Here is a 17,737-nt window from a genome sequence, read left to right on the forward strand (position 1 = left end):
TAGACGAGAAACAGAGGCTATTTACTAAACAGTAAAATCGCTGCGCAATTATGAGTATTGCCAGCGGTAATAACAACCACCGGTTGTAGGACCAAGGACGATCCTGGCGAGATTACCCTTTCCCGCGTCTAGACCGAGACTCAAGACGCTAGCAGGAAACCAACCTCCGCGCTGAAACAAATTAGCGCTTGAGCAGAGAGCCATAGCCGTAATACTGTATTTATATCCAGCTTATTGGTTCTCGGTATGTCAAACGCCACCTTTATCGCCACGCTCACACCCTCGACCAGCCTAATCAGCCATTTCGATACCTCGGTGCCGGCCGGCTTTCCCAGCCCTGCGCTCGACCACATGGAACAGAAGCTGTCTCTCGACACGCTGCTGGATGTGCATGCGCCACACACGTACCTGGTCAGGGTGTCAGGAAACAGCATGACGGGAGCCGGTATTCATGACGGGGACGTGCTAGTGGTCAGTCGTGCGCTGAATGCAGGTCATGGCGACATTGTGGTCGCGGCAGTGAATGGAGAAGTGTTCGTCAAACGCCTGCATCGCCAGCGCCATCAAATCATCCTGCTATCGGAAAACCCCGATTACGCCCCCCGCTACATTCTCGAGGGCGATGAACTGCTGATCTGGGGCGTGGTGCGCAACAGCATTCGCTGGTACAGCACCAGTGACAAGGCATGAATAAGAGCTACGCACTGATCGACTGCAACTCTTCTATGCCAGCTGTGAACGGGTATTTCGCCCTGACCTGGCCCGAACGCCTATTGTGGTGCTGAGCAACAACGATGGCTGCGTGATCGCTCGCAGCGCCGATGCAAAGCCCTACGTTGCCATGGGTGAGCCGTTTTTCAAGATAAAGGATACATTGCAGCAGTACGGCATCCTAGCATTCAGCAGCAACTATGCACTCTATGGTGACATGAGCGAACGCGTCATGAGCCTGCTGGAGTCGCGTTTGCCAACGGTTGAGGTCTACTCCATTGACGAGGCGTTTGCGGATCTGACCGGCCTACCAGAGCCATTGCTCCAAGTTGGACACGACGTGCGCGCGGATGTGCTGCAGAAGACTGGTATCCCGGTCGGTGTAGGTATCGCGGCTACCAAAACCCTTGCCAAACTCGCCAATGCAGCAGCCAAGCGCTGGCAACGCCAGACTGGTGGGGTCGTGGATATACGTGATCCACACAGGCGCGACCGCTTGCTGCAAGTCATGGCTGTGGGCGAAGTCTGGGGGATCGGGCGCCGGCTGCATGCGCATCTGGTGGATATGGGCATCAAGACAGCGTGGGATCTCGCCAAAGCTGATCCCCGTCTGCTGCGCAAGCGCTTCAGCGTGGTAGTGGAAAAGACAGCTCGCGAGCTTTTCGGTGTCGCCTGCTGTTCAACGATCCGGAGCTCAACTTTCGCGCCGAATACAGTCTGTTTGACCGCACCAGTGGTAGACCGCTCTGTGTCGGTAACGGGGAGTCGTGCAAACGCTCAACGGCAGAAGGCATTCAATCGCTGCCCTGCCCATCGCCTGACGGTTGCCCCTTGGCACCCGGTGGCAACTGCAAGCCGTATGGCCGGTTGAACGTCGCTATTGGTGATGACGATCCACTGGGCAGCTTTGTGTTTCGAACCACCGGCTACAACAGCATCCGCACCCTATCGGCCCGGTTGAGCTATCTGCAGGCCTTGTCCGGAGATCGGCTGGCGTGTCTGCCGCTGGAACTGCGCCTGCGTGGCAAGTCGACCCGCCAGAGTCACGGTGCACCGATCTACTACGTGGATCTGACCCTGCGTAGTGGCCTGAGCCTGGAAGAAGCCCTCTCGCAGGCGCGCCAGCTGGATCAATCACGGCGCGATGCGGGCTTTGATCAACAAGCACTGGACGCAGCCGCACGTATGGGGCTGGTCAATGGTGCTTTTGAAGAAAGCGAAGAAGACTCGCATCTGGTCCTTGAGGAGTTCTATCCAGAGCAATCGGTGGCTGAGTCAGCGCCAGCAACCACCACGCAAAAGCCCACGCCGCCCTACAGCAGCCGTCGGAGCCGAAACGGTATGCCGACCCTGCACGACCTGATTCTCGAACGTACCCACAACCTGCAACAAGCCAATCCACCCGCCAGCGCCTGAGCGGGTGGGTTTTCCTGTATCCGGAGATCACCATGAGCAAGCAAAAAACGTCGTCGGCGCTGGTGCCGACAGCGGGCATTGAGCTGTCCGAAACCGAAGTCCTGAGCTGGGCCCAGTCGATTCTGGAAGCCCGCTTTCATCGCAGCAACTACCTGACTAGCCCGAACCTGGTCCGTGACTACCTTGTGTCCCAACTGGCCCACGAGGAGCGAGAGGTGTTCGGCATCATCCTGCTGGACAGCCAGCATGGGGTGCTGCGGTTTGAGCGGCTGTTCTACGGCACCATCGACAGCGCCAGCGTCTATCCCCGAGAAGTCGTCAAAGCGGTACTCAATGCCAATGCCGCCGCCGTCATTCTCGCCCACAACCACCCAAGCGGTGTGCCTGAGCCCAGCCAGGCCGACCGCACCCTGACCACCCGCCTGCAAACCGCCCTGCAAACCATCGATGTACGTATGCTCGATCACCTGGTGATTGGTGGCACGACAGCGGTGAGTTTTGCTGAGCGCGGGTTGATCTGAACGCAGCCGTAAAGGAGATCCAGCAATGATGAAGACCTGCACCATCTGCAACAGCGCCACACTGGTTCATCGGCAGAACCTGCGCACCCTGGTCGTGATGGCCGGGGTGCTGGATGTGCTGTTGCGTACTCATGTTGAGCGCCAGCAGGACGCGCCGACCAACCACGTGCCATGGGAGCAGCTAGGAAAGCTGGTGGCACTGCTGGCAGAGCCAGCACCCTTGCTGACAGAAGGCACGGCTCAAGGCGAGGCACTGGCCGACAACGTGGCAAAGCACTGGCTGGGCACCTTCGACAGCCTGTGCCTGAACTGCGGATTCTTGCTGATGGATGAGCCCGACGACCCAGCGCCGGGGTGATGCCCGGTTATTTGGTTTTCAGGCGCTCTGTCAGCTGCGCCACCAGACGCAAGACCAGCTCCCGGTCAGAGGTGTCCAGCGGCTCCAGCATGCTGCGCAGGTTACGCACCTGATCGTCGACGTGCGGGCTCCCCTCTGTCAGCAGATCCACCGCTTCACAACCAAATAGCGCAGCCAACTCATAAAGGCGGGCAACCGATGGCATGGCAATGCCCCGCTCCATCCGCGAGACCGCCTCAATGCCGATACCCAACTTGCCGGCAACACCGTCCTGCGTCATCCCCGCATCACTGCGCTTTTGCGCGATCGCCCGACCGATGCTCGCGGTCAGGGCGTTTTTTGGTTTGGCCATACCCCCTCCTATCCGACCTGAATGGTTGGGCATCGACCGATTGACATGAAGGACTTGAAACGATGAGAATCAACTCCACAGGTAGATTTGACGCCAATTTCTACGCTTTGACTCCACTCATTAGAAAAGGAAAGGACGCCATGAAGCACTCTCTCCGCGCCAGCGCGCTGCTCAGCGTACTGGCTCTCACCAGTATTCCCGCCACGGCAGCCGAGTGGACCAGCGGGTTCGGCATGGGCACGACCGAGTACACGGTCACCGATGAGTCCGGTAACGAGCTGTACATCGCCTGCCCTGGCAGCGACGGTGAATATGTCCATGCCTACGCCAAGATCCAGGGGCAGTCCTACAGCTCGAAGAACGATCCCGGTTTCAACGTCATCCTCGATGGCACCGAGTACGGCAACCCGTTCGACACCATGTGCCGTATCTGCGGTCAGGCATTCCCAAGCTTCTGGGAGCACCTGCGCACCGCCCAAACGCTGCAGATCAGCCAGGACGGGCAAACCGTCACGCTGCCCACGACTGGCATCGACGTACTCAAGCCGCTCAACCACCCGGGAAACACCTGCCAGTCCGCCTGGTGATCAGGCGCCTATTCCAATAACGCTCACAAGGAGCCCGCTGTATGGAACAGAACAACCTCGACCGACGAGATCCCCAGGACGACGAAGACGATTACATCGACGACACCTTGCCGGTCCCCGTCAAAGTGCTCGGCTGGGCGCTGGCAGCCTTTGCCTTCGCCATCTTCATGGTGACGTTCAACAACTCTGGCATGGTGCTGCGTGCTGGCTTTTTCGCCAAAGCCTTCGCGGTGCTGGTGGGTACTCTGCTCGGTTGGGGCGGTGCCCTGCTGGGTGATGCCATCTGCCGCTTTGCGCGCCCGTCTGCCGTGTTCACCACTGGCGGTTTCTTCAGCCTGGTATTCACCAAGCTGTTCTGGATCGCGGGTCCACAGGTCATCGGCCTAGTCATCGGCGTAGCGCTGGGCGTGTCCCAGGTACTGTCCCGCATATAAGGAGCAAGGATGTGAAAAATAAACTACTGGCGGTATTGGCGCTGAGCGTGCTGGCAGCGGGCTGTTCTAGCCCGGAAGACAAGATGCGCGGGCAGTTCTTGTCAGGCTGTGCGCAGAGCGGTGCGGATCGCGAGTTCTGCAACTGCGTTTTCGAACAGGTCTTGCTGAAATTCGACGTTCCTTACCTGGAACGCATGAACCGTACCGGCGTTGTAAGCGATGAGTTCGTTCAAGCCAACGTGGAAGCGGGTCTGTGGTGTAATCGGATCTACTGAGCAAAAACACCCCAGCGGCCTGCCGGCCTGGCTGGGGTGTTTTTTTTTGTCTATCTCTGAATCTGCGTCCAGTGATCACAGGTAAGTCATTCGATAAGACCAAGCCACCTCATAAGCGACGCAGGGGACCTGATATCAGATTGCACAATAGTCGAGCATGCTGACGGATCATTAACTAGATTTCACTTGTAACCGTGCGCCTTTCGTTGCATCGTCAGTAGCGCGCCACGATGGCGCAATGAAATTATTTTGACATCACGTAGGAGATGGACCAATGAAAGTGAACCTCCCCCTCTCCAACGTCGAGCGAAGCTTTGACGCATCACAACGCCTAATCTCTGCAACGGATACGCACGGCAAAATCATCTATTCCAACGATGACTTCGAAAGCATCAGTGGATTTACCCGGGCTGAACTGATTGGCAGCCCCCACAACATCGTTCGGCATCCAGAAATGCCACCGGCGGTATACACCCACATGTGGCAGTGCCTGCAGGCTGGCAAAAGCTGGATGGGGATTGTCAAAAACCGCTGCAAAAACGGTGACCACTACTGGGTGGAAGCCTATGTGACACCGATCCTGGAAAATAGTCAGATCATTGGTTACGAGTCTGTTAGGACCAAACCCAGCCTTGAGAGAGTACGCCGGGCAAGTGAGCTTTACGCCAGGATGAACAAAGGCCAAGTGGCCACGAGCACTCTGCGAAACATACGTGACCTTTCAAAGCGACAGGTATTACCAACTACTATAGGCGTCCTCGGCGGTATAGCTGCCTGGCTGGCACTTGATGCACCGATAGCAGGCATCCTCACCGCCGTTACAGCCATTATCTCAGGCATCGCTAGCCAGAAACGGCTGGAGCGCAGAGTTAACGATGCGCTCACTGAAGCGCCAAATGCCTTCGATAGCGAGCTAGCAGCTCAGGCTTTCACAAACGATGACGGTGTTACTGCACGGCTGCGGATGGTACTGATCAGCGAGTCTGCGCGTATCCGAACGGCGCTGACCCGCCTAACAGACTACGCCGAACAAACCAGTGAAGGTGCAGCCGATGCACAGGTGCTTGCCAGTACAACGCGCCAGGCCCTGGCAGAGCAACGCGCTGAAACCGATATGGCCGCTACGGCGATGAATCAAATGGCAGCCTCAATCAACGAGGTTACGTCCAACATTCACAATACCGCAGACGAAGCGAAAAACGCATCCGAGTTGATGAATCAAGGCGCAGCAGTTGCAGAAACAACCCTTGAGGTCATTAGGGCCCTGTCTGTAACCGTTGACCATGTCACCTCTGCTGTCGAGGCCCTCGCTGAGGAGACTGACCATATCAACACAGCGGCCAACCTTATTCAGTCACTTGCTGACCAGACCAACCTGCTGGCGCTGAATGCTGCGATTGAAGCCGCCAGGGCGGGAGAACAAGGCCGTGGCTTCGCGGTGGTGGCCGACGAAGTACGCTCTCTTGCCAAAAAAACCAGAGCCTCGACCGAGTCGATCCACAGCGTCATCTCGTCGTTGCGCCATAGCGCCAAGAACGCTGTAGAGATTGCGCGCAAAGGTAATGACGACGCAGAACAAGGGGTGCGTTATGTCAGTGAAACCAAGCAGGCATTGGAAGGCATCAAGGAAGCCATGGAGCGTATTGCAGCCATGAGCCAGCAAATGGCATCGGCTGCAGAACAACAGTCGCATGTTGCTGAAGACATATCACGCCAGATTACACATATCGCCACCGCTTCAGACCAAAGCTTGGAGATGGCTTCCAAGACCAGCGACCGAGGTAAAGACCTGGAAATAATTGCCGCAGATCTGCACAACTTGACGGAGCGTTTCAATGCCTGAGAACACCATCGTTGCATCTGAGGCGGTACAGGGCATGGACGTCAATGAACTACGAACGGCCTTCAGTCTGCAGAATGCCCTTTTGGACGCCGCCGTTGATGGAATCATCGTGATCAGTAGCAAGGGCATTATTCAGATGTTCAATCGCGGAGCTGAAAGTCTGTTTGGCTACAAGGCTGAAGAGGTCATCGGCCGCAACGTCTCCTACCTCATGCCTGCGCCTTTCGCTAAAGAGCATGATCTCTACATGGCCAACTACCATGCCAGTGGCACACACAAAATCATTGGAATTGGTCGCGATGTCGAGGGTAAAAAGCGCAATGGAGACGTATTCCCGATGCACCTGTCTGTCGGTCAGGCAGAAACGCCCCTTGGCAGAATGTATATTGGCATCTGCCATGACCTGACCAATTACAAGAATGCCTTGCTGAAACTGCACTCGGCGGAACAGCGTTACCGGGAGATTGTTGAAAGTCAGACAGAGCTAATCATGCGACTTGATAGCAATATGCGCCTCACCTTCGTGAACCCTGCAATGTGCCAGTACTTCCACTGTGATAAGGGCCACTCGCTTCTGGGGACCAGCCTGATTGAGCACGTGCACGAGGATGACCGCATAGTGCTGACACGACAACTGCCAAACCTTACAGAGAACCCGGCACTGGAAACTCTACGAGTACGTATGCGTCGTCCCGACGGCGATACTCGCTGGGTTGAATGGCGGGTCCGTCCGGCTAGCGACAAGGACAAACTCGATTCTTGGGAACTGCAGGGGTTCGGTGTAGACATCACGGAAAAATTACAAGCCAAAGAACAGGTTGCGTTTTTGGTCAGCCATGATCAGCTTACCGGTTTATTGAATCGCAGAGGCCTCAAGGTCGCGCTAGATGAGCGCCTGAATCAGGGAGCCGACAAGTGCTCTATTCTTTCTATAAACCTCGACCGGTTCGATTTGATCAACGAAACCCAAAACTACGCCACTGGCGATACGATACTCAAAATGGCCGCAGAGCGAATCAGAAGCTCAGTTGCCAACCAGGATGTCTGTGCGCGACTGACGGCGGATGACTTCATGGTCATGCTTGAGGGTGTATCCACCGCCAAGGATGTGCACTCAATTGCTAACCGCTTGCAGCGGCGCTTGGCCGAGCCCTACCGCATCGAGGACAGAGAGTTTCACCTGACCGCCTGCATAGGAATCAGCATTTACCCTGAAAACGGTATTACTACCGAAAAATTAACCAGGGGAGCGCAAGCAGCACTACGGGAGGCCAAATCCAGAGGCAGACAGGAGCTCGCGTTCTTCTCTGAAGCACTGGAGCAGAGGCAAAAGTCGGATGCAGAACTTGAACTGGGCATTCGTCAGGCGCTGGACCATGGTCTCTTCGAACTGGTTTATCAACCAAAGTACCGCTTGATCGACAATACGCTTCAGGGATTTGAAGTGCTGCTACGCTGGTTCCACCCGGATTGGGGCCCTGTTAGCCCAGCCCGCTTCGTCCCGTTTGCGGAGCAACATGGGCTTATTGACCGTATAGGGCGCTGGGTGCTTGAAAGCGCTGCCAAACAATGGAGTTCCTGGACTCGTGCAGGGCTTATCGTGCCTCAGATGGCAATTAACATTTCCACCAAACAGCTGGAAGCAACGGACTTCAAAGCTCACCTGTTAGGAACCTTGGAAAAACACGACGTCCCCGCTGCAGCGATTGAGCTCGAAATAACGGAGGGAGCAGCCCTGAGTCAGACAGATCAGCAAATTGCCCTGATCGCGGACCTTCGACATGTAGGGTTCAGCATCGCTATCGATGACTTCGGCACTGGCTATTCATCACTCAGCCAGCTATCGAGCGTGCCTGCGACGACCCTGAAGATTGACCGTGCCTTTGTGAACAAGATTATGCCCGGAGCAACAAAGGAACCTGTTATTGAGGCAGTTATCGCACTCGGGCACTCCCTTGGCATGCAGATCGTGGCAGAAGGGGTGGAAACGCAAGCTCAACGTGAGTTCCTCCACCAGCATGGCTGCGATATTGCGCAGGGATTTCTGTACTCAAGGCCTCTGCCGGCAGCGAAGATGAAAGAACTGCTCTTCAATCAGACCACGGTTAATGCGGTGCCTCCAAGCTGACGCACACACAGAGTTGGGCTGCATCGTGATTTACCAAGTGCAGCCCTACGCTGATTCGAATAGTCAAAACCGGGAGACACCAGGCGCTCATATTGGAGAGCAGCCCGATACCACCATCTAACTCCCGAAAGTCCAGCCCTTTCACCTCACCAAGCTACAGTGGAGAGAGGAAGGCTGAATGCAATATTTTCTGAGGTCCGATCAAGTCACAGCCTGATTGACCACAGTGTTCTGCTGTTGATTGAGTGGGTGAGCCGCCATGAGCCAGAAGTCCTCCTATCAGTTGAAAATCTCGTCAAACGCTCTGGTCCTGGAGCAACTTACCCGTCCCCTACTGAGATTGCTCAGCCAAGTGACCGGAATGGAGTCTGCCTATCTGACCATCATCGATAGCGATCGTGGTCGCCAGTATGTGCAGTATGCGTTGAATGAAGATTCGATGATCATCCCTGAGGGGCTGAGCGTGCCTTGGGAAGATACATTGTGCACACGGGCTATCGACGAAAACCGTTTCTACTCAGACAACGTCTCTGAATATTGGGGCGACTCGGAAGCAGCCACAGCACTCGGCATCAAGACGTATGTAAGCATTCCTATCCGCTCAAAAACAGGGACGCTTCTCGGTACAGTCTGCGCCGCTAGCAGCCGGCAGATTCCTGCGAAGCCTGACGTAGAGGCATTGCTGCCCTTACTATCCGAGCTGCTGACCTACGCACTGGAACGAGAGCGCCTGATCGATGAATTGAGAGAAAGAAACGCCGCGCTAGCGAATTTTGCGTATTCCGGCGAACGTGACCGGTCATTCCGGGGATCGTGACCGATTTGCGCACGGCCTTCACGCTGGAACGGGTTTTGTACTCTGAGCGGTCACGATGGGTCAACCAGCACCGTGTTTTGAGCGTTGGCCTTTCTCAGTGATTCCCCCTTCAGATTGAGTCGATGGGCTCCGTGCAGCAGTCGGTCCAAGATGGCGTCGGCGAGCGTGGCGGAGCCGATGTAGTCGTGCCAGTGTTCGGTAGGTAGCTGGCTAGCAATGAGGGTTGAGCCTCGTTCGTGGCGATCCTCAATCACTTCCATCAGATCCTGTCGTTGCTGGGCATTGATCTTCTGCATACCCCAGTCATCAAGGATCAGCAGGTCGGTTTTCAACAACTGCGTCATCAGGCGGGCGTAGCTGCCATCACCGTGGGCGATCCGTACTTGCTCGAACAGCCGCGGCACCCGCAGGTAACGGACGGACAGTCCTTGGCGACAGGCTTGATTGCCGAGGGCGCAGGCCAGCCAGGTCTTGCCGCAGCCGGTGGGGCCGGTGATGCACAGGTTCAGCGATTGCCTGATCCAGTCACAGCTAGCCAGGCCCGCCATGCGCGAGCGCTCCAGACCGCGCGGGTGCCGGTAGTCGATGTCTTCGATGCAGGCTGGCACGCGCAAGCGGGCAGCCTTGAGCAGGCGGTCCAGCCGACGGTTTTCCCGGTGCAGCACTTCCCGGTCCACCAGCAGAGCCAGGCGCTCCTCGAACGCCAGATCGTGGGTCTCGGGCTGAGCCCGCTGTTGTTCCAGGGCGTCACACATGCCCGTCAGCTTGAGTTGGCGCAGCGTGTTGAGTGTGGTGTGGGTCAGCATAGATCTCTCCGGTATCAGTGGTAGTAATGCGGGCCGCGAACGTTGGTATGCGCAGGCAGGTCGGTCAGATCACGCTCTTCCTCAGCCAGTGGCAGGGGGAGCTGATCAAGTCCTTGTTTCAGGATTGAGGTGATGCTCTGGTAGCTGGCCGAGTTGATCGACAGCGCCCGAGCGCAGGCCTGCTCAAGGCGTTCACGGCTGTAACGCCGACTGAGGTTCAGCAACCCCAGACAGGCGCGATAGCCATGCTCAGGATGGGGGCGATCCTTGAGCTGGCCCTGCACCACCTGCAGGGATGCGGGACCGATGTCTTTGGCCCAATTGAGGAAGCGCTCCGGAGACCAGTCCTTGTGGGCCTGGTGCGCTTTGGGCATATGCTCGGTCAGGGTGACGAAGCGGCTCTTCCCGTGGCGGGGGTGCAAGGCAACGCGCTGGCCCTTGTGCATAACCTCCAGAGCGGTATCCGTTAGCCGCACGTCCAGCACCAGCCCCACCAGGGCGTGGGGCACGCTGTACAGCCGCTTGTCGATCTCAATGTGGTAGTCGATGCCCGGTCGAGCCTTGCGCCACTCGGCGTAGGTATAGGGCGTTGCTGGGAGCGGCCGCAGGGCTGGTCGGTCAATCGCGTCGTACAGGCTTTGACGGGTCTCGACCCGGCCTTGGAACGGGCGCTGGTTCAGTGCGGGTAGCAACGCAGCAATGGCGGTATTCAGTTCAGCCAGGGAGAAGAACGTCTGATGCCGTAAGCGGGCCAGGATCCAGCGCTCGACCAACAGCACCGACGTCTCGGCCTTCGCCTTGTCCTTGGGTTTGTAGGGCCGCGCAGGCAACACCGCTGTCTGGTAATGGCGGGCCAGCTCAGCGTAGGTCTCGTTGATCGTCGGGCTGTAGCGGTCCGCCTTGGTCACTGCTGCCTTGAGGTTGTCCGGAACCAGCAGTTCCGGTACCCCGCCGAAGAAGTTGAGCATCCTCTGGTGGGAGGCGACCCAGTCTGGAAGGCTCTGGCTCCAAGTGGCCTCGGCGAAGGTGTAACTGGAGGCGCCCAACACTGCCACAAAGACTTGTGCCTTGCGCACTTCACCGGTAGAGCGATTCACCACAGGCACGGTCGGGCCGCAGTAGTCGATAAAGATCTTCTCACCGGCACGGTGGACCTGGCGCATGCTACGGCGCTGCCGGCCACGCCAGAGCCGGTAGTGATGGCAGTGCTGGCTGTAGCGGTAGGCCTTGTCTCCGTGGCGCTCCACGTACTCGGCCCAGAGTAGTTGCAGGGTCACGCCTTTGGTCTTGAGTTCCTGGTGGACCTGGAAGTAATCAGGCTCTGCAAAGCGTGACGGGGGCGTCTTGCCCGGGAACAACAGCGCGTGCAGCCGGGCCTCGTCTAGGCCCTTCGGTAGTGGCCAAGTAACACCCTGGACTTGGGCCAGGCTGATGTATTTGCCGACCACGCCCTTGGAAAGGCCGCAAGCACGGGCAATGCGCTCGTGACTCAGACCGGCTTCGTACTTGAGGCGTAATATCTCGATGATCTGTCGCATGGAAATCCTCGCAGCCGGCATCCGCTCTTCCTCGAAAAAAAGGAAGGGGTATGCTGGATAAAGTTCAAGAATTCCAGTGCGTTGGCTGTGATTCCGGAGGAACGTGACCGATGATTCCGGCATCGTGACCGACGATTCCGGGCAAGCACCCAAAATCGGTCACGATGAAACGGAATAAGCGGTCACGATAGCCCAGAACAGGCGGTCACGTTCAAACGGAATGAGCGGTCACGATGGGCCGGAATATGCAAATTTGGCGTTGACCGACTCATTGACTGGCCTGCCAAATCACCGAGCCCTCCAAAGCGACCTGGAGCATCTGCTGGCATTGGCTGCCAGAGAACACAAATATGCGCTTTTGAGCGTTATCGATCTGGACGACTTCAAGCAGGTGAATGACACCTACGGACATCTCGCCGGAGATCACCTACTGAAAACGGTCGCGGAGAACCTTCAAAACAGTCTCAGGAGCAGCGATATCGTAGGGCGTGCCGGAGGAGACGAGTTCATCGTCATGGCATTGGGGCCAGCAATGAACCAGAACGACGTGGACAACGAAGTCCGTTCGGCATGCGAGGCCCTGCAGAACCGGCTCACATCGGCAACGCAAGGCCCCTTTACACTGGAGGACGGGGAGCGTATCCCCTATCCCGGAGCGAGCGTTGGCGTTGTAGCACTTACGCCGGACAGTACATCCGTTACCGAAGCGCTGGAGCAGGCAGATAGGGAGATGTACCGAGTAAAACACGCTCGTAGAGATCTGCTCACGGGTAGCACTGCAAACCCGTAGCAGATACCTGCATCGATCAGGGCCTGGAACAGCGCCACCCCATTCACTCGCGCTTGGCCATCACGCATAATTACTCGCTCCCCCCAAAAAGCCATTTGGACCTACCCACGTGACACTTCATCAACAGGTTCTGCTTGTTTACCCCGCTTCCCACGAAGCGCGGATGCCGGATATTCGCGCCTTTGCGGCAGAGCGCGGGATTTTGCTCCACGAATTTAACAAGGAGCGCTTTCTGACTGAGCCGGAACGAAGCCTGCAAAACGCCGAGCATGTTGTTGTCGTTGTTGAAGATGAGGACATCAGCGAGTACGTCAATCTGGCTAAACGCCTGAGTTTCTCGTTAGGCATCATACCGGCCAACCCTGGAAGCCGCCTGCACCGCTGGTTCGGCCTACCCTCGAAGCGCGATGAGGCTCTGGCACTGGCTTTTTCCATCAGTTCTAGTGCGTTGGATGTGGTGCGCTGCAATAACGAAATCGTGCTGGGCATGATGATGCTGGGTGCAACCCCATTTCTGGACCAGCGCAGCAAGAGATACCAGAACCGGAGGATCTCACCCTGGCAACATCTGCTGTACTGGCTGGCCCTGATCTGGAGCAGCCTGCGCAACCTGCTGGAAATCAAGCCGTTCCCGATTACCCTGACGACAGGCAAGGACGTCGTCCTGAAGACAGCCATCACAGGACTGGTCTCAATCGAGAATGAATTCAACAGCGCAGCAGCCAAGCTGATCAATACCAGTATCTCAGCGCAAGATCGCAAAATCTCGACCATCGTTATCGCGCCAAAGTCGGTGGTCGAGTATGTCGCCTTCCTGTTGATGGCCGTCATCAAAGGCGAGAAAGGAGTAAAACGCCTGCCAGCGGCAGTCAGCTACATAAAGAGCCAATACCTCAAACTGGAATCGCCACGGCCTTTCACATACTACATTGACGGCCGTAAGCGGCATGCTGACTCTGTAGAGCTGGAGCTGTATCCAGAAGCTGTACGCATCAATACAGGCCAGATCCTTCAAGCTAACCAGCCAAGCAGACAGGAAAGCAAAGACACGATGAGGGTCGATAACCTGCCGACCAATGAGAGTCGCTTGCAGATGATCGAACGCCACCTGCCATTGTTCACCCGAGCCCTGGAGGAGGATTTCAAGGACCTGTTCTTGCTACTGCGGGAAAACGCCCAAGCTCGCGCACATTACATCGCCCTGATGATTCTTAGCGTGGTAGTGGCAAGCTTCGGGCTCTTCCTCTCCAGCGCAGCGGTGATCATCGGGGCCATGGTACTGGCACCGTTGATGGCACCGATCATCTCACTGGCAATGGGGCTGCTACGCGGTGACCGCACCCTGCTCGATCGCTCACTACTGACCATCGGCATTGGGGTGCTGCTTGCTCTCGGAACAGCATCGCTGATTGCCCTACTTATACCCATTGATCGAATCACTCCCGAAATGTCTGGACGATTGCACCCCAACCTTCTGGATCTGGGAGTGGCAATCGCGTCCGGTATTGCCGGCGGCTATGCGCATGCGCGCGAAAATGTCATGAAAAGCCTGCCAGGGGTGGCAATTGCCGTTGCGCTGGTCCCACCACTGTCGGTCGCGGGCATCGGTATCGGCTGGTGGCAGTGGGAAGTTTTTAGCGGCGCACTGCTGTTGTTTATAACGAACCTGGTCGGCATTGCCCTAAGTGCCGCATTGACCTTTCTGGTACTGGGCTATGCACCACTGATACGCGCAAAGCGTGGGCTGGTAATTTCGACGGCGCTGTTACTCGTGGTATCGATTCCTCTGACATTGGCCTTTATCGACATGAACCGCCATTGGCAATTCGAGCGAGACTTGAGTCGCAATGGCCTGCTGATCAACAACAAGCCCATCAATTTTGGTAATTTGCAGATCAACCGTCAGGGCGGTAGCTTGCTGGTCCGCGGCGACCTTATCTCTGAGGAGTGGCTCCATCGCAGCGATCTTGAACGACTGCGTATTCAACTGGAAGATAAATGGGGGTTGCCGGTCTCACTGGAATTGGGCGCTCGCCTGAGTGTAGGAGACAAATCGAGTAGTCAATGAGCACGTAAGCACCACCACAGCGAACAAAGTGGGCTGAGATACGTGCTGATTGACTAATTAGCAGCCAGCCCCGGCTCACTCTCGCGCAGGATGTTGCTCGCTTGCTCTAGCCGCGGCCGAGAATGTAGCCTCAAGCCGATCCACGTATCCCGCTGCCAATCTGCATTCAGCAGTTCGGCATCCAAATTCAGTACGGCGTGAGCCCGCACAAACAAAACCTGCCCTCTCAACGCCCGACTCTGAGTGCTATTTAGCGCAGAAGACGCGAGCAGGAAGCCAACCGCCGCGCTGAAACAAATTAGCGCTTGAGCAGACGTCCAAAGCCGTAATACTGTATTTATATACAGTTACCAGGTTTCAGAATGTCAAACGCCACCTTCATCGCCACGCTCACACCATCAACCCACCTGATCAGTCGGTTCGACGCTTCGGTGCCGGCCGGCTTTCCCAGCCCTGCGCTCGACCACATGGAACAGAAGCTGTCTCTAGACACGCTGCTGGATGTGCATGCGCCACATACGTACCTGGTCCGGGTGTCAGGCAACAGCATGACTGGAGCCGGTATTCATGACGGGGACGTGCTGGTGGTCAGTCGTGCCCTGAATGCAGGTCATGGCGACATTGTGGTCGCAGCTGTGAATGGGGAGGTGTTCGTCAAACGCCTGCACCGCCAGCGCCATCAAATCATCCTGCTATCGGAAAACCCCGATTACGCCCCCCGCTACATTCTTGAGGGCGATGAACTGCTGATCTGGGGCGTGGTGCGCAACAGCATTCGCTGGTACAGCACCAGTGACAAGGCATGAATAAGAGCTACGCACTGATCGACTGCAACTCATCCGGACCCTTACTAACCGTTAGTACTGATTTTATTCTTACAATTCAATTCTTTACTGTTAGTAACTATTTATAGATTTTTCGAGTTCCGTATTCTACTGAATCCAGCCAATGGCAAGGATCTGCATGGCGCCACTCGAAATACTGCTTCCTTCATCGGCAGCAGTCGATGAAGGAAGCCGGCTGCGGCAGGCAGAAACCGGCCAGAAGCAGCCAATTCATTAGCTGAATAATCTAATTTGCCCCCCTTTTCACGGCGTCCTGAATGTTGCTTGGGTGCTTCACGTGTCGCCAGGAACGCGCTGCGGTTCTATTCCGGCATACCACATGCTGCGGGCTGATTTCAGCCGAGCGCGAAGCCAGACAGCACTCTGGGCATGTCAGCCCGGAGACCTATGTCCGGCGATCTACTGGGAATTGAGTCGATAAAGGCTTGGATGGCTGGGCAGTCCAGGCTTGACCGTGCATAGCGACAGCCATTGCCAGCCGCCCGATAGTTATTCTGCGGCTCATCGTGATCTCCTTTCGAGCGTTTCCTCTTGCGGCGTGCCTGCGTTGTGATAAGCTAGTAACTGATTACTTACTTCTGGAAGCGCAAGTGATGAGCGGACACCCTAAGCATCTACCAGCCGATGAGCGGCGTGTGGCCACCATCGAGGCAGTCGTCGACCTGGCTGCCGAACGGAATCCCAGCGACATCACAACCACTGCCATCGCGCAGCGCATGGGGCTAACCCAGGGCGCACTGTTTCGTCACTTCCCGAATAAGGACGCCATACTGCAGGCGGTGATGTCCTGGGTCACGGAGCGCCTGCTGGCTCGGGTGGACAAGGCCGCAGAAGGCGCTACGTCGCCGCTCGCAGCCCTTGAGGCGATCTTCAAGACGCACATTGACTTCGTGGCCGAACACCCGGGTGTGCCGAGGATGCTCTTCGGAGAATTGCAGCGACCGGGAGAGTCTCTACCCAAGAAAATGGTGCAGACATTGACCCGTCAATATGGCGAGCGGTTGCGTCGACTGCTCGAAGCCGGCAAGGCGCGAGGCGAGCTGTATTCAGAACTGGATGTGGACGCGGCCGCCGTCTTGTTCATCGGCACAATTCAAGGGCTGGTAATGCAGTCATTGCTTGCGGGCGATGTAGCGCGCATCCGCCGTGACGCAGCGGGCGTGTTCGCCATCTACCGCCGCGGTATCAGCCAACCGGAGGCCGGGCGATGAAGACCAACGGTTTTTCCAACAAAGCCAGACGTACGATCATCGTTGCAGCCCTCTTCGCGATTGCCGGCGGTTTCGCATTCTTCTGGCTGCAGCGCGCCGGTACTGCTGACAGTCAGTTGCTCTTGTATGGCAACGTCGACATCCGCGAGGTGCAACTGGCCTTCCGTCAGCCCGGGCGCGTGATGCAAATGGCTTTCGAAGAGGGCGATACCGTTCGCGCCGGCGAACGCATGGCGACGCTTGACGCGCAACCCTATCGGGAAGCCCTTGCGGCGGCGCAGGCCCAGGTACAGGTGGCGAAGGCGGAACTGGTCAAGCTGCGCCGCGGCCTGCGGCCGCAGGAGATCACCCAGGCGCGCGAGGCCCTAAGGCAGGCACAGGCGCTCGCCACCGAGACCGAGCGCAATTTCCAGCGCCAGAGTGGCCTGCTGGCATCGGGCGCCAGCAGCCAGCGTACGGTCGATGCCGCCCGCACGGCACGAGACCAGGCAGCCGCTGGCGTCGAAGCAGCCAAGGCGGCCCTGTCGCAAGCATCCGAAGGCTTTCGCAAGGAAGACATCGCCGCGGCAGAGGCTCGCCTTGCGGCTGCGCAGGCTGCCGTAGCGCAAGCCACAACAGCCCTGGCGGACACCGAATTGATGGCGCCCAGTAGCGGAACCGTCATCGCACGGGTGCGTGAGCCCGGCAGCATGGTTGCAAGCCAGAACGCGGTCTATAGCCTGAGTCTGGACAAGCCGGTTTACGTGCGCGCCTACGTGGGCGAGTCGGACTTGGGGCGCATCGCACCCGGCACTGTGGTGCGCGTCAAAAGCGATTCATCGGAGAAGGTCTATCGCGGCCAGATCGGCTTCATCTCGCCACGCGCCGAATTCACCCCCAAGACGGTGGAGACGACGGATTTGCGCACGGATCTGGTGTACCGCCTGCGCATCGTCATCGACGCTGCCGACAGCGACGGTGCCTTGCGGCAGGGTATGCCGGTGACGATCGAGGTCGATGCGAAAGCCAGTACTATTATCCCGGCGGGGGAGCGTTGA

At 57.2% G+C, this 17,737-nt stretch carries 17 protein-coding genes and 2 pseudogenes; 16 read left to right on the plus strand and 3 right to left on the minus strand.

Annotated elements, in window-relative coordinates:
* Positions 1 to 246 precede the first annotated feature (246 nt).
* The 5 genes and pseudogenes from ACZ5WQ_RS05565 to ACZ5WQ_RS05585 all read left to right on the plus strand — a co-directional run bounded on the left by ACZ5WQ_RS05565 (position 247) and on the right by ACZ5WQ_RS05585 (position 3,006).
* Positions 247 to 690 (plus strand): LexA family protein, encoded by a 444-nt coding sequence (locus ACZ5WQ_RS05565; protein WP_464383330.1) that lies wholly within the window; start codon positions 247 to 249, stop codon positions 688 to 690.
* Positions 687 to 1,387, plus strand: a pseudogene (locus tag ACZ5WQ_RS05570) (Y-family DNA polymerase); the annotation flags it as partial. The gene ACZ5WQ_RS05565 and the pseudogene ACZ5WQ_RS05570, both read left to right, overlap by 4 nt.
* Positions 1,366 to 2,127, plus strand: a pseudogene (locus ACZ5WQ_RS05575) (recombination directionality factor); the annotation flags it as partial. The pseudogenes ACZ5WQ_RS05570 and ACZ5WQ_RS05575, both read left to right, overlap by 22 nt.
* Before the next feature lie 32 nt (positions 2,128 to 2,159).
* Complete coding sequence (radC, locus tag ACZ5WQ_RS05580) at positions 2,160 to 2,648, plus strand: RadC family protein (RefSeq protein ID WP_464383327.1); 489 nt, start codon at positions 2,160 to 2,162, stop codon at positions 2,646 to 2,648.
* Between the two features lie 25 nt (positions 2,649 to 2,673).
* The gene (locus ACZ5WQ_RS05585; RefSeq protein ID WP_464383328.1) at positions 2,674 to 3,006 is read left to right on the plus strand and encodes a hypothetical protein; all 333 of its coding nucleotides are present in this window, start codon (positions 2,674 to 2,676) and stop codon (positions 3,004 to 3,006) included.
* A gap of 7 nt (positions 3,007 to 3,013) precedes the next feature.
* Here the strand turns inward: ACZ5WQ_RS05585 and ACZ5WQ_RS05590 are convergent, their stop codons facing one another.
* Positions 3,014 to 3,358, minus strand: a complete 345-nt coding sequence (locus tag ACZ5WQ_RS05590) for a helix-turn-helix domain-containing protein (RefSeq protein WP_464383329.1) — start codon at positions 3,356 to 3,358, stop codon at positions 3,014 to 3,016.
* Positions 3,359 to 3,498: 140 nt separating this feature from the next.
* Here ACZ5WQ_RS05590 and ACZ5WQ_RS05595 point away from each other — a divergent pair, with 140 nt between their 5' ends.
* The 6 genes from ACZ5WQ_RS05595 to ACZ5WQ_RS05620 all read left to right on the plus strand — a co-directional run bounded on the left by ACZ5WQ_RS05595 (position 3,499) and on the right by ACZ5WQ_RS05620 (position 9,442).
* Complete coding sequence (locus ACZ5WQ_RS05595; protein WP_464383331.1) at positions 3,499 to 3,945, plus strand: hypothetical protein; 447 nt, start codon at positions 3,499 to 3,501, stop codon at positions 3,943 to 3,945.
* 41 nt (positions 3,946 to 3,986) lie between these two features.
* Positions 3,987 to 4,379 carry a hypothetical protein gene (locus tag ACZ5WQ_RS05600; protein WP_464383332.1) on the plus strand — a complete coding sequence of 131 codons (393 nt, stop codon included), beginning with the start codon at positions 3,987 to 3,989 and terminating at the stop codon, positions 4,377 to 4,379.
* Between the two features lie 11 nt (positions 4,380 to 4,390).
* The gene (locus ACZ5WQ_RS05605) at positions 4,391 to 4,654 is read left to right on the plus strand and encodes a hypothetical protein (RefSeq protein WP_464383333.1); all 264 of its coding nucleotides are present in this window, start codon (positions 4,391 to 4,393) and stop codon (positions 4,652 to 4,654) included.
* Between the two features lie 274 nt (positions 4,655 to 4,928).
* Entirely contained in the window at positions 4,929 to 6,497 is a 1,569-nt protein-coding gene (locus tag ACZ5WQ_RS05610; RefSeq protein WP_464383334.1) for a methyl-accepting chemotaxis protein, read from the plus strand.
* On the plus strand, positions 6,490 to 8,625 hold the full coding sequence (locus ACZ5WQ_RS05615; protein ID WP_464383335.1) for a putative bifunctional diguanylate cyclase/phosphodiesterase: 2,136 nt from the start codon (positions 6,490 to 6,492) through the stop codon (positions 8,623 to 8,625). Before ACZ5WQ_RS05610 ends, ACZ5WQ_RS05615 begins: the two co-directional genes overlap by 8 nt.
* Positions 8,626 to 8,884: 259 nt before the next feature.
* A complete protein-coding gene (locus ACZ5WQ_RS05620; protein WP_464383336.1) occupies positions 8,885 to 9,442 on the plus strand; it encodes a GAF domain-containing protein in 558 nt (185 codons plus the stop codon).
* Positions 9,443 to 9,492: 50 nt separating this feature from the next.
* Here the strand turns inward: ACZ5WQ_RS05620 and istB are convergent, their stop codons facing one another.
* Both istB and istA read right to left on the minus strand, forming a co-directional pair.
* Positions 9,493 to 10,248 carry an IS21-like element helper ATPase IstB gene (gene istB / locus ACZ5WQ_RS05625; protein ID WP_464383337.1) on the minus strand — a complete coding sequence of 252 codons (756 nt, stop codon included), beginning with the start codon at positions 10,246 to 10,248 and terminating at the stop codon, positions 9,493 to 9,495.
* 14 nt (positions 10,249 to 10,262) lie between these two features.
* The gene (istA, locus tag ACZ5WQ_RS05630; protein WP_464383338.1) at positions 10,263 to 11,807 is read right to left on the minus strand and encodes an IS21 family transposase; all 1,545 of its coding nucleotides are present in this window, start codon (positions 11,805 to 11,807) and stop codon (positions 10,263 to 10,265) included.
* 199 nt (positions 11,808 to 12,006) lie between these two features.
* On the opposite strand from istA, the gene ACZ5WQ_RS05635 reads away from it, so the two are divergent.
* The 5 genes from ACZ5WQ_RS05635 to hlyD all read left to right on the plus strand — a co-directional run bounded on the left by ACZ5WQ_RS05635 (position 12,007) and on the right by hlyD (position 17,737).
* Complete coding sequence (locus ACZ5WQ_RS05635) at positions 12,007 to 12,576, plus strand: GGDEF domain-containing protein (RefSeq protein ID WP_464383339.1); 570 nt, start codon at positions 12,007 to 12,009, stop codon at positions 12,574 to 12,576.
* Positions 12,577 to 12,739: 163 nt separating this feature from the next.
* Positions 12,740 to 14,644: a DUF389 domain-containing protein gene (locus ACZ5WQ_RS05640; protein WP_464383340.1), complete on the plus strand. Its 1,905-nt coding sequence runs from the start codon at positions 12,740 to 12,742 to the stop codon at positions 14,642 to 14,644.
* 362 nt (positions 14,645 to 15,006) lie between these two features.
* Positions 15,007 to 15,450 carry a LexA family protein gene (locus ACZ5WQ_RS05645; protein WP_464383341.1) on the plus strand — a complete coding sequence of 148 codons (444 nt, stop codon included), beginning with the start codon at positions 15,007 to 15,009 and terminating at the stop codon, positions 15,448 to 15,450.
* A 632-nt stretch (positions 15,451 to 16,082) separates the two neighbouring features.
* Positions 16,083 to 16,700: a TetR/AcrR family transcriptional regulator gene (locus tag ACZ5WQ_RS05650; RefSeq protein WP_464383342.1), complete on the plus strand. Its 618-nt coding sequence runs from the start codon at positions 16,083 to 16,085 to the stop codon at positions 16,698 to 16,700.
* Entirely contained in the window at positions 16,697 to 17,737 is a 1,041-nt protein-coding gene (hlyD, locus tag ACZ5WQ_RS05655) for a secretion protein HlyD (RefSeq protein ID WP_464383343.1), read from the plus strand. Before ACZ5WQ_RS05650 ends, hlyD begins: the two co-directional genes overlap by 4 nt.

The organism is Halopseudomonas sp. T1L2 (assembly GCF_055397385.1).